This is a genomic window from Micromonospora sp. NPDC048169, assembly GCF_040652815.1.
Lineage (GTDB): Bacteria > Actinomycetota > Actinomycetes > Mycobacteriales > Micromonosporaceae > Micromonospora.
The window spans coordinates 67,701-79,461 of record NZ_JBEZMS010000027.1 but is presented as its reverse complement, the minus strand read 5'-3'; the positions used below and the strand labels follow the sequence as shown (position 1 = coordinate 79,461).

Here is an 11,761-nt window from a genome sequence, read left to right as displayed (position 1 = left end):
ACGATCCACGGCGGCTGCTCACCCCTCCTCACGTTCAGACGAAACGACCCTCACATCCAGTCGGTTACGCCCACCCTCAAAAAGTTAGGACCTCTAAAGGGTTGTGCCGACTCGCCACACTGAGCATGGTCAATGTCTTCCGAGATTGGATCCGGCATGCGCTTGTTCCTGCTGCAATTGCCCGCCCTTATCGGTGTACTCATCGGTGTGCTGGCCACATACATCACAACGACAGTCCAGGAGCGGAGTCGTTGGCGCCGTCAGCAGGCGGCTCGCTGGGATGAGCGGCGGATAGCCGCGTACACGGACTACGCCCATGCCGTCAAGCGGGTCATCTCCGTCGCGGTGCGCCTCGCGGCCAAACGGGGTGTCTATGAGGACGACTTCTGGTTCGGTGGAGAGATCACCGAAGCGGATCTCCTCATGGCGGAGGAGGAACGGACGACCCGGTGGGAGGCGGTGTTGATGCTGGGCGACGATGCGGTGGTCGCAGCTGCTCGCGAATGGCACGATGTGGCATTCCGCCTCATGCGACTGGCGCTGGGCCAGACCAGCGACCTGACGTGGAACGAGGCGGTTCGGGCTACCGGCCAAGCACGGGGCCGCTTCTACACCGCCGCTCGCCGGGATCTGGGTGTGAAGTTCGACGAGTCCTCGGCGCCATACGAGTGGCAGATGTCCAAGTGGCTGACTGAGAGGCCTGAGGACAGGAACACGGCGGTCGCTGGTGATCCGGTCACCTGAGCTACCGGCAAGTTGTGCCTGCCCAAGGCACTCATCTTCGTCGTTGTACTCCCAGCGCGGTTCGGGTGCCGCCTGCCAGAGAAGGATCCGGTAGCGCTCCACTCCGCCAGCGCTTCCACGATGGCGTCGATGTCCGCGTAGGCGCCCGGCTCCACACCCTCATCCCGCATTCGCCCGTCCCGGGCGCGGCCGCAGCCACCCACCCGCACCCCATACGTGTCCGGGCCGCTCGAAAGAGCCACGCCGCGCTGGAACGTCTCGTCGAGCGAATACAGCACGCTTAACAGTCCGCCCGGAAACTCGAGACGGCCGTCCCGCTGCAGGTCAGCCAAGTCGTCCACACCCGGCGCCTCGTCGACCACCTCGATCCACAGGTCGATGCCGACCAGGCCGGCTGCCACCTCCACCATAACCGCATTCGCCGCCCAGCCCACCAGCTCCCGGCTAGCACCTGAGGATGCGGCAGCGAGGTTCTCCGACTCCTCGCAGGCCGGATCGTGCAGCCAGAACAACCGGTAGTTGGCACCGACCGTCGTTTGCCAGACCGGCCGGTAAGGTCGCACAGGGGAGCCTCGATCACGGAAGCGGCACCGCCTTCCACTCCGGGTGGCCCTCCCAGCGCACCCAAAGCTCATTCGGCTTTGGCCCCCCATACATGGGGATGAGAAAGATCTCGGTCGAGGCATCCGGTGGAATTTCGTCAACCTTCGTTGCACTCCTGACAACACACTGGATGCGCGACTGGTCAATCTCCACTTCGCGCGCAATGTCCGTGCCGATGTTACGGAGAACGTAGGTGTTCTTCGACCGTTGCTCGACCCACCAGGCTACGTACGGGAGGACAGCGGCTTCCATGCTGCCGCCCTCGGTCCAGGAGTCCGGCCGCTTGCCTGGAGGTGATACGCCTGAATCGGCGGCCTCGGCGGCGGCCTCGGCAAGCTCAACCTGGCGTTCGGCGGCAGCGGCCTGCCGAACCGCTGCCTTCGCTGAGATCTCGGATGCCTGCGCGGAGGTCTTCGCGTACTTGAGGGCGATTAGGGCAATGGCACCGGATCCTAAGGAGATGAGGAACGCCGCCCAGGCTGGGGCGTCGCCCCAGTCGACACCAGCCTGTGCGTTGAGGATCCAGACCACGGCGGTAAGGGTTAGAACTCCGCTGGCCGTGAGCCAAAGGGCCAGCCGGCCGACGATCCAGTCCAAGAGCTTGGTCATCCGGCTATTTTGACGACCGCCGTCCAGGGTGGCACGCCCACCCAACCCCTCGCGGACATGGGCCCGTCTCTAGTGCCTTGACCACGAAGGTTCGCGGTGTTGGGGTCAGGCTGCGCGGGCGGCGGGTTGGCCCCAGCGTCGTTGTCGTTCGCTGCGGATGCGGGCGCGTTCGCGGCGTTGGGCGGCCAGGACGTCGGGGTGGCGGGCGTTGGCGTTGCGCCAGCGCAGGTAGGCCTGCAACCGTCGGGTCAGCACGTGGTGGTTCGGGTGGTTCGACCCGGCGATGACGAAGGTGCGCAGCGGCCCGAACTGGGCCTCGATCGGGTTGGCCCAGGAGGCGTAGGTCGGGGTGAAGCAGAGCTCGACCTTGTTGCGGGCCGCCCATGCCCGGATCTTGATGCCTTTGTGTGCCGACAGGTTGTCCAGGATGACGTAGATCGGTGCCCCGTCCGGGCGGGCGGCGCGGATCGACTTGAGTGCGGCGAGGGTGTTCGCGGTGCTCTTGCGGCGCCGGACGACGCCCCAGAGTTGGTCGTCGCCGACGGAGTACCAGCCGTGGAACTGCCGGACGCCGTGCAGCTTGTGGTAGTTCGCGGGCAGCCGGTGCGGATGGCCCGCGGGCGCCCACCCGGCGCCGGCCTGGGGGCGGATCACGAGGGGGCCGAACTCATCGAAGGCGAACACCCGCTGCGGGAAGTGGGCGCTGACGTACTCGATCCGGGCGAGTTTGGCGTCGCGGTGCGGGTCGGTGGACTCCTTCCACGTCTTGGTCCGCTGGAAGCTGATCTGGTGCCGGTGCAGGATCTGCCGCAGCCGTTCCCGCCCAATCCGGACCCGGCGGGTGGCATGCAGGCGCAGGTGGTCGGCGAGCTTGCGGATGCTCCACCGGGTGAACGGTCGCCCCAGCGTCTCGGGGCGGGTGTTGGCCGTCTCGACGATGAACTGCTCTTCGTCGCTACTGATCTGGCGGGGACGGCCACCCGCCCACTGAGGGTCCAGGCTGGCCATTCCCATCTCGTTGAACCGGTGGATGACCTGCCGGATCGTGTCCTCGTCGGCTTGGACGAGACGGGCGATCGCCGGCACCGTGTTCCCGCCGGCCGAGGCGAGCACGACCATCGCCCGTCGCAGTCGGATCGGGGAACCGGTTCCCCGGCGAGTGATTCTGAGCAGCTGCTGACCTTCCTGATCACTCAGCCGCCGCACGCGTACAGGATCTGCCACCGCCACAGCCTGACCGGCACAACGCCGCCCGGCCGACAGGCCGCGCGGCGTGTCCACCAACACCGTGAACGTTCGTGGTCACGGCACTAGGCGTCTACAGAGGCTACGACCAGCCGGCGCGGGCGTGCCACGTGACCTCGGACCCGGCCAAGTCTCTCGGGCGCGCGACCTGACCGGGCGGTGTGCACAGCCTACGTGCGATTACTTCAGTGACTCCATCCACGCCCTGGCCAACTGACCTATGAACTCCCGAGCCTGCCCAATGGTCATCTGCCTCTTTGGCGGGGGGCCGCTCATGCGGGCATGTCGTGCATCTGCTCCGCTGACGTCCGGCCTGTTGGCCGAGCCGGTGAACGCGCTGATCTCGTCCTTCGTCGCCAAGCCCGACCTGTCCAGCGGCGTCGGCTTTAGCGAGTCACGGATAACTTCAAAAATCTTGTATAGCTCGATCCAGTTCAACGGCTCGGGTTTACCAAGAAGTGCGAGCGTCTCAGCGACCTCCGCGTGCATCTTTGACAAGTTGAGTAGGGCCGGGCCAGGAGGGGGCGGCGCTGGTGCTGAGGCGCCACCGGTTACAACAGCGACGAGACCGGCTTCGATGCGCAACGCGGCTGATGCTACAGTGACAAAACGGACGGGTTCCTCGTCAGCTTCTTGGTAGGCGCCCGCGAGCTTCACAGGCTCGAAGTTCGGCTTCAGCGTCCGCGCTATGCCGTTCAAGCGCTCAAGTACCGCCGGGGCTACGTCATGACACGTCTCCCCGTCGGGCGGGCTGTCGATCTCGGGAGACGTTAGGTAGTAAATATCGCCCTGCCGGACTACCCGGGTGCCCCCCTCGGGAAAGAATCGAGCCAGCGCCTCAAGGTCGAACTGGTGGCCCTCAAGCCAAGCCTTCATGGTGTCAGCCTAAACGAAGTGGCCCGAAGCCTCACCTATCGATCTTCGCGGGCCAGGCATGCGACATGGCCCGCTGCGCGTAAAGGTGTCGCCCATAGTTGACGAGATGGACCGCCGCGCGGGTTCCCGCCTCCAGTAGGGCCGACGGGGCGGTTAGTTCGACAATCGATACACCAGGCTCAGCGGATCCCATGACTTCGTGTTCAAGGAAACCGAGAATGCCGCTGTCTCCGTCTCAACCGCTGGCCCGCAGCGGGGGCAAGTCGTGAACCCCTGCCAGTCGGCCACTCAGGCATCCTGCGCGACGAGGTTGCCTGGTCAGGTCGCGGGCCGGTCTGCCTTGGGGGTCCACCCGCCACCGTTCAGCCAGGCGGTGCCGCCCACCTCGGCCTTGGGGAACGGCGTCGTGCTGTGGCCGCGGGTGCCGAGGTCGGGCCGTTCCTTGCGTTCCTGCTCGTCGACCTTGATCAGGTCTGCCATCGCTTCGACGTACTGGCGTTCCGCGACCAACAGGAAGGTGACGAACTCCTGCACCGCCTTCTGCACCGCGGCCTCCGGGTTCGAGCACGACGAGAAGAGCCCGTTGACGGCCTCGATGTAGCCCTTCAGGACGTCGATGAGCGTCCCGATGTGCTGATAGCCCAGACTCGCGTACGCGTTGCGCAGTCCTTCCAGCATGCTGGCGGCCTTCTTGCCCTCCTCGGCAAGCCACCGCGCCTGGGTCTCGAGCTGGAGCAGGTAGGCGGAAGCACGATCGGCGTACTGGCCGAACGCCTGCGCGGCGCTGCCGTCCCAGTAGAGCTTGAGGTTTTTCAGCTCAGCGTCCATCTCGGCCCGCAGCTCGGCGTAGGTGCCGGCGGCCGAGTGCACGAGGTCGGCCCGGTTCCAGATCACCTTCGGCGCTGAACGCCACGCGTGGACCATCAGATCGGTCAGGGGAAGGCGGTCGCCGGTGCCGAGCTCGATCAGGATCGCCTCCAGCTGGAGCAGCGTGTCGCGGTGCTCGTGGATGAAGGTGTCGAGGCGGTCACCCTCACCGTTCTCGTAGTAGGTGGTCCGGCCCCCGGTGAAGCCGAGGTTGTTGCCGTCGGTGCTGCCGATGGTGATCGGCTCCTCCACCTCCCGGGTCCGCGGCAGCCGCTCGTTGCGGGTGGCCCCGAGCCGGTCGTTGCCCTCGGGGATCACCAACACCGGCTGGTCGTCGGGAAGCCTGCGGTCGTGGGGCTGGGAGAGGATGCCGGCGCCGCCCGCGCGCACACGGACGCTGTTGCCGTACCCGTCGCCGAGCGGCAGGTACGGGCCCAGGTCCCGGTTGAATACGTCGAAGTCAGTGGAGATGTCCAGATCGGTGCCCTCGTAGTCGGCGGCGATCTGCATCAGTCCATCGGCGATGCGCTCCATCTCGTTACGGGCGATGTTCGCTTCGGACAACCGGCTACCCAAGGCGGTCGCCCAATCCCGGTTGAGCTTGTCGGAGATGCCCTCGAGCGTGCCCCAGGCCGCGCTCGGGATGGCTCCGATGTCGCCGAGGTAGCGGCGCACGGCGCTGTAGGTGACGGCATCCTCGTACCGCTCTTTACCGAAGGCCACCAGCGCCCGGGACTCGACCCGCAGAGCCGACGTGTCCGTGGTCATGGTCTGCTTCTCTCCCCGTGCGGTGACTCGGCCGGCGTGAAAAGCTCCACCCCCATGGGCGAGCCGAAGTAGTCGACGCGCAACTGCCGGTACTGCCGGCGGTGATCAGCCACCGCGGCCAGCAGGGCCGTGCGGATCTCCGATGCCACCTCGTCCGGGCTGCACCGGCGCAGCATGCCGGGCCGAATGTCGACCTTGAGATCCCCGTCGTGGCCGCGGACGACCGTCACCCAACCGTTGGTGGAGACACCTTCGGCCCTGATCCGCGCCACGTCATCGAAGTAGCGCTCCAGCTTGCCCACAGCCTGCTCCTAGTCGGTGGCGTTGAGGGTCATAGCCCGGTCGGCGATGCGCTGCGCGCTGGTGTTCGTGTACGCGATGACCTGCTCGAGCGGACGATCAGGGCTGCTGAAGTCCGCGAGGATGTGGGCGTAGCGCCGGTCGGAGGCCAGGAGCACACTCGTAAAGATCTTGTCGTTGATCCGCTGTGCGCAGGAGCGGGCTACCTCGTACCGGGGCGCGCTCGGGTTCGGGACCGCCTCACCGTCACACGGGCCCGACGTGGCCGTGCTGCGGAGAAACGCCTCGTCGTCGCTCTCGATCAGGCTCAGCAGGATCCTGCCCCGGTAGGCCTGGTCGGCCGACGTGAAGTCGTACTCGCATCGCACCCGGGACCGGTCGACATCGCGCTTCGGTTCGGTACGTGTCAGCGTCCACGACCCGGACACCATCTCCGGTAGGGCGTCGGCCACATCACCGCACGACGGAACGGCTGCGTCGTCGCCGAGCGGGCCCCAGCGCCACAGACCGACCAGGCCGAGCGCCACGACGGCAACGGCAGCCGCGGCGATCAGCGCCTTCTTGCTCATGGGGCCGCTCACCAACCGGACCGCTGGTCGCGTACCGGCGCGTCCACCTCACGTACCGGCCGCTGCAGCGACGCCAATGCGACCCTGGCGGCGGCTCTCACCTGGCGGGCCAACGACTCGTCAGTGTGCCGGTGCAGACCGTCGACCTCGACCGCGATGTCGCCCCGCCTTGAAGCAGCGATGCGAACGGACCGGTCAGGCGAATGTACATCCACGTCATGCCAATGGTTCGTGGCCTCGGGAGCAGAGGGCTCTCGCGACCCGGAAATCATCGGGTTCGTCCTCTCTGCCCGGTCGTGTCAGCCGTTGCGCTCAGGTTGTGCGCACGCCCGACGGATGCGTCCTTCCGTCGCAACGCCATCATGGCGACGACCCTATCAACGCGTGTCACCGCCTCGCCGCCCTGAGTGATCGCCGCAGATCGGACTTCCAGCGCCCGCAAAGGCCCCGCCCGAAGATGACGGATCAATGCGACTGGCGAGAGAATCCCGCGGAGGGCACCTCGTCAGCCAGGTCGTGGCGTACAGCTTCCTCGGCCCTGTGGCGTCGGCGGTTCCGGATGAGGAAGATCGTCAACATCAGCAGGATGAGAACCACCAGGCCGGCGCCACCAGCGATCACGGCAACCTGCTGGTCGCTCGGGCCACCCTGGTCGCCATACCTGGTGACGTCGAAGTTGTCGTCCCCGGCTGCCTGGTCTGCACCGGTAGCCGGGGGCGTCGGGCCGAGCAGGGGATTCTCGGAGACCGCCGGCACGTCGGCGGTCAACGCGGCCACTGGGTCGATACGACCGAAGCCGTACTGGGGATCACGACCTGCCGGGCCGGCGTCACGGGCCGTGCGGATGATCCTGTTGATCACATTCGCCGCGTCGAGATCCGGGAACTTCGACCGGATCAACGCCACAACACCGGAGACAATGGCGGCGGAGTCCGAGGTGCCGTCGCCCCAGCCGTAGCCGTGGTTCGGGCCGATGTTGAAGATGCCGTCGCCAGGGGCCGATACCGCGGCCTCCGGGCCCTGTACAGAGCCGGACCAGAAGGCTCCCCCACGGGTCGTGCCGGTCACCGCGATGACGCCGGGAATGTTGGCCGGCGAGGTGACGGCCTTCTCGCCCTTGGCGATGTTGCCGGCGGAGACGACCACGACGACGTCCTTCGCGAGGGCGTACGTGATGGCCTCCTTCTCCCCCGGCGAGGCTGCAGCCGTCCCGCCGACGGACACGTTGACCACCGTGGCTCCGCCATCGACAGCCATCCGGATGCCCTGGGCCACCGCTTGACTGCTGGCCAGTCCCTTACCCTTCTTAATCTTGATGGGGAGAATCCTGGCGCCTGGTGCGATCCCGTCCACACCGTCGGCGGCAGCGTTCGTCGCCGCGATGATGCCGGCCATATGGGTGCCATGACCGTCCTCGTCGGCGCGGCCGTCCCCGGTCGCGCCGTAGCTGCGACCGCCGGGAAGCACCCGGCCCCGGATGTCCGGGTGGGTGGCGTCGACGCCGCTGTCCACCACCCCGACGATCACGCCGCGACCGGTCGACAGCTTGCGCACCTGGTCGATGCGAAGCTCGTCCAGGTACCACTGCTCCGCCCGCTGCGGCGCGGCGACAGCAGGCTGGGCGGCGGCACCGAGAAGCAGCACGCTCAGCAGGCCGGCCGCGACCGGCCGGAGCATGCCGGCATTCACGCTCATCCGTCCGTCCTCATCGCAGAATGCCGGGGGAACCGGTGTCATCACGGCCCCACGGATCGCCGTCCTCAGTCAACCACAACGACTCGGGACCGGCCTCGTCGTCCTCGGTGCCGCTCTCCCGTCCGACGCCACCGATCATTCCGCCGGCGCTGCCACGCGAACCGCCCGCACCGGTGCCGGCACGACCACCACCGGAGGCGTTACGCAGGGCGCTGGCGGCGCTGGTCATCGGCGGGACTCGACCGTTGCCACCGCCGACCATGCCGGGGAGGCCGACCGGGCTGATCTGACCGCCGACGACGGGACCACCCCCACCGACGCCGAGCCCGCCCCCGGAACCGAAGCCGGCGCCGCCGATCCCGCTCGGCGAACCGAGCCCGGGTCCGGCTCCGATACCAAGCGGGCTGTGGCCGCCGAGACCCGGGATCGGCGAACCGCCGGGGCCACCGCCGAGGGCGATCGGTCCGCCGGCACCGGCCAGGCTGGTGCCGAGACCCAGATCCGCGATCGGATCGCCGCTCCGAGGCGAGGGAGCGGGGTACGAGCCCGCGCTACCGCCGGTGAGGTCACTACCGGAGCTGCCACCGGCCGACGGCACTGAGACCGAATGGCTACCACCGGAGGAGGCGCCACCGCTGATGCCCGTAGCGCCGAGGGAAGCCCCACCGCCACCGTACCCGGAACCACCACCGATTGCGGGGGCGCCGCCTGCCCCGACGCCGCCGTCCAATCCGGCAGGGGTGTCGCCAGACGGAGGAGTGCGAGGACGGAACCCGTCAGAGTTGCCACGCTCGTCGAACTCCGGTACGTCGAGCCGCGGCCGCTCGGTCTCCAGTGCCTGCGGCAGCGGGGCCATTGCGCTGTTGGCCACCTGCTGGTTGTCCCGGTACCAGTTGTTCAAGTGCGAACTGGTATCCCACAGGCCGCCCCGCTTCTGGTCACCGGCCCGGCCGTCGACCGTCATCGTCGCCTCCAGGTCGTCGGCTTTCTCCCGGAAGGCGCCGTCGGCGTACGACGAAGGATTGGTCCGGTAGTCCGCCCGCAGCGCAGCCAAAAAGCCGGAGGCGTTCTCGCCGTCGTTGGCGTCGTCGAGCTCAACGCCGTTGGGCAGGCTCCACTCGTTGACACCGAAATCGTCCATCAGGGGAATCGGGATGCTCGCAACCGCCTTACGGATGTCACCCTCGATCCGCGACAGCGCGCCACCGACGTTGCTCGCGATGGTGATCAGGTCCTCGATGCTGCGGCCGATGTCGCTCAGGTGCTCGCGGTACGCGTCGCCTCCGCTGCCGGTCCAGCCGGCGAGCAGGCCGGGCAGACCATCGGTGTGTGGACGCACGGCGCCCGGCGCGATCGGGCCGACGAAGGAACGTCCGACCAACGCATCCCGTAGGTATCCCAAGGTGGTGGAGAGGTTGTTCCAGCCGACGCCCACCTCACCGACCAGGTCCGGGTCCGCCGACAGCGTCACCTCACGTACGCACTGCTCCCAGGTGCCCATGGCCGACCCCCTCAGGCTGGGAGGAGGCCGGGCGCATGACCCAGCACCGTCGACTGCAGAGGGACGATCTGAATCGGGTTGTCTCCTAGACCGACGGCGATGCACGGCCGCGGCACGAGCTGGAATTGCACCACTGAACGCCCTCCCCCGAGATGACGAGAGCCTACAGTAGTCGACCCAATCCAGAGAGCAGCCACAGGCACGGTCCGTTACCGGCCGGGCTCAGCGTGACCGCCCACGACCTCGACTCGGCGTCGCCTCGACCGTCGGCGGGTTCGAGGACTGGTCGATCGGAGACCGAGGGCGGGGTGGGCGAGGGAAAGCACGCGCCGCAGCCCTCCCGAGATCGTCGGCGTTCTCCAGGTCACGACGCTCCAGCAGTCCTCGGCCGAGATCCTGGACCAGATCATCGTGGCTCCTGGCGGGTCGCCACCGCTCGACGGCACGGAAGACGAGTGAGCCGGCCGGACGCGTCAGGGTGCCCTCGGCCTTGATGAACAGATCACCACGGCGCACCGCTGCGGACAGCCCTCTGTGCAGGGTCGCAGCCAGGAACGGCAGCTCGGCATGCAGACGCATGAGCTCCCGGGTTTTCCCGTCGGACCCGTCTGTCAGGTGCGACCGTGTCCACCGCAACGCCTCCGCCAGTTCCCCGGCAGCGTCGCGGGCCGGACCGACCGGTGGGGTGGCCCGCAACTCGGCAGCGGCAATGGCGGCACGCCGCCAACCGTCCACCTTCGTCGGGGCGCTGGTGGCGACGCGCACGGCCAAGCCGAGCTGAGTGCCGAGTTGCAGGTGAGCTCCGGCGACTTGCTGCGGGTGCTGCCACAGCCAGCTACGCGCGGCCGCGACGGCCGCGACGGCGTCGTCAACGGTACGGATGTCGGGTGCCGGATCCAGCGGCGAACGCGCGACACCAAGCCCGTGCAGGGACGGCTGCCCTCTACCCGCAACGACCAGAGCTCGTGCTGTCCGGGCGAGACCGCTGTTCGCCGTCCACCGGGCGGCCTCCGCCACCGGGCGGTAGATCTCGGTCAGATGACCCTGTCCGTGGTCGAGCCATCCGGGCAACGCCACGTCGAGCACCACGAGGCCCGACGTGAGCCTGGCGACGTCAGCGAGGCCCGACGAGACTCCGCCTCCTCGCCGGATCGCGAACCCCTCCGGGGTCGGAGGCCGCTGCCCCGGGGGCACGTGGCAGGCGAGGATGTCACCGATCACGCCGACGGCGTCCGCGGCACGGCGCAGCGACCGCGCCGGTTCAGCGCCCACCCAGCTGCCGGACGGTGGAAACTGCCGGTCGACAAGTGCGGCCGCGCGGAGGCCCGCGTAGAACTGGGTAAGTCGCTGTCCGCGCCTGGTCATCAATGCCGTGGCACCGGCCCGATCCAGTTCCTCCACCGCCGGACGGCCACCGGCCAGCAGCTCGGTTGCCCGGATCAGCTGCGCGTAGACAGCGGACCGGGCGTTGACCATCGCGTTGATGTCTGCTGCGGATCCCGGCGGTTGCTGACGCATCGCCGTGGCCGCGGCGCGCAGTGCTCGGTCGGCCCTACTGTGCCAGTGGCCGATCGTCATGCCAGAGCCGCCGCCGCGCGTCGTAGCTGCTGGGCGGCGGCGTCGTGGTCGAGCCGCCGGGCAAGGTCATCACCGCCGCTGGCAGCGAGGTGTTCGTGATAGCGGGCAAGGTGCTCCACCAGCGTCGCGACCGCGTGGCGGGTTTCGATGTCGTCGCGCGCCGGCGCCGCGGCGTCGACCACCACGTCATCGTGGTCGGCGTACAGCCGCGCACGGATGTCGAGCATCTCCAGGCCGAAGTGGTCCCAGGCGATGTCGGTTCCGGAGAGGCGCTTCCATGCCTCGATCGCAAGCTGGACGGCACCGGCTGCGGTGGTGTCGTCCCAAGCATGCGCACTGTCGGCGCACAGCTCCTTCGTCGCCTCGATGTAGTCCATGCCGTGGGCTTGATTCGATGTCAGCAAGG

At 68.1% G+C, this 11,761-nt stretch carries 11 protein-coding genes; 1 reads left to right on the top strand and 10 read right to left on the bottom strand.

Translation table 11 applies throughout. The features are described 5' to 3' along the window. Nucleotides 1-156 precede the first annotated feature (156 nt). Nucleotides 157-744, top strand: a complete 588-nt coding sequence (locus AB0D28_RS21895; protein ID WP_357388402.1) for a hypothetical protein — start codon at nt 157-159, stop codon at nt 742-744. Nucleotides 745-1,320: 576 nt separating this feature from the next. On the opposite strand, the gene AB0D28_RS21890 is transcribed toward AB0D28_RS21895, so the two are convergent. From AB0D28_RS21890 to AB0D28_RS21845, 10 genes are all read right to left on the bottom strand, one after another. Continuing rightward, a complete protein-coding gene (locus AB0D28_RS21890) occupies nt 1,321-1,956 on the bottom strand; it encodes a hypothetical protein (protein WP_357388400.1) in 636 nt (211 codons plus the stop codon). Between the two features lie 105 nt (nt 1,957-2,061). Continuing rightward, a complete protein-coding gene (locus AB0D28_RS21885; protein WP_357388398.1) occupies nt 2,062-3,180 on the bottom strand; it encodes an IS630 family transposase in 1,119 nt (372 codons plus the stop codon). A 201-nt stretch (nt 3,181-3,381) separates the two neighbouring features. Then, nucleotides 3,382-4,077 (bottom strand): hypothetical protein, encoded by a 696-nt coding sequence (locus tag AB0D28_RS21880; protein ID WP_357388396.1) that lies wholly within the window; start codon nt 4,075-4,077, stop codon nt 3,382-3,384. Between the two features lie 318 nt (nt 4,078-4,395). Continuing rightward, nucleotides 4,396-5,712 carry a hypothetical protein gene (locus AB0D28_RS21875; RefSeq protein ID WP_357388394.1) on the bottom strand — a complete coding sequence of 439 codons (1,317 nt, stop codon included), beginning with the start codon at nt 5,710-5,712 and terminating at the stop codon, nt 4,396-4,398. Beyond that, nucleotides 5,709-6,014 carry a hypothetical protein gene (locus tag AB0D28_RS21870; RefSeq protein ID WP_209961300.1) on the bottom strand — a complete coding sequence of 102 codons (306 nt, stop codon included), beginning with the start codon at nt 6,012-6,014 and terminating at the stop codon, nt 5,709-5,711. The genes AB0D28_RS21875 and AB0D28_RS21870 overlap by 4 nt, the downstream gene beginning before the upstream one ends. 9 nt (nt 6,015-6,023) lie before the next feature. After that, the gene (locus tag AB0D28_RS21865) at nt 6,024-6,593 is read right to left on the bottom strand and encodes a hypothetical protein (RefSeq protein WP_357388392.1); all 570 of its coding nucleotides are present in this window, start codon (nt 6,591-6,593) and stop codon (nt 6,024-6,026) included. A 453-nt stretch (nt 6,594-7,046) separates the two neighbouring features. After that, complete coding sequence (mycP, locus tag AB0D28_RS21860) at nt 7,047-8,276, bottom strand: type VII secretion-associated serine protease mycosin (protein WP_357388390.1); 1,230 nt, start codon at nt 8,274-8,276, stop codon at nt 7,047-7,049. Between the two features lie 10 nt (nt 8,277-8,286). Continuing rightward, nucleotides 8,287-9,777 (bottom strand): hypothetical protein, encoded by a 1,491-nt coding sequence (locus AB0D28_RS21855; protein ID WP_357388388.1) that lies wholly within the window; start codon nt 9,775-9,777, stop codon nt 8,287-8,289. A gap of 222 nt (nt 9,778-9,999) precedes the next feature. After that, entirely contained in the window at nt 10,000-11,355 is a 1,356-nt protein-coding gene (locus tag AB0D28_RS21850; RefSeq protein WP_357388386.1) for a hypothetical protein, read from the bottom strand. Beyond that, nucleotides 11,352-11,732 carry a hypothetical protein gene (locus tag AB0D28_RS21845; RefSeq protein WP_269700318.1) on the bottom strand — a complete coding sequence of 127 codons (381 nt, stop codon included), beginning with the start codon at nt 11,730-11,732 and terminating at the stop codon, nt 11,352-11,354. Before AB0D28_RS21845 ends, AB0D28_RS21850 begins: the two co-directional genes overlap by 4 nt. Nucleotides 11,733-11,761 lie beyond the last annotated feature (29 nt).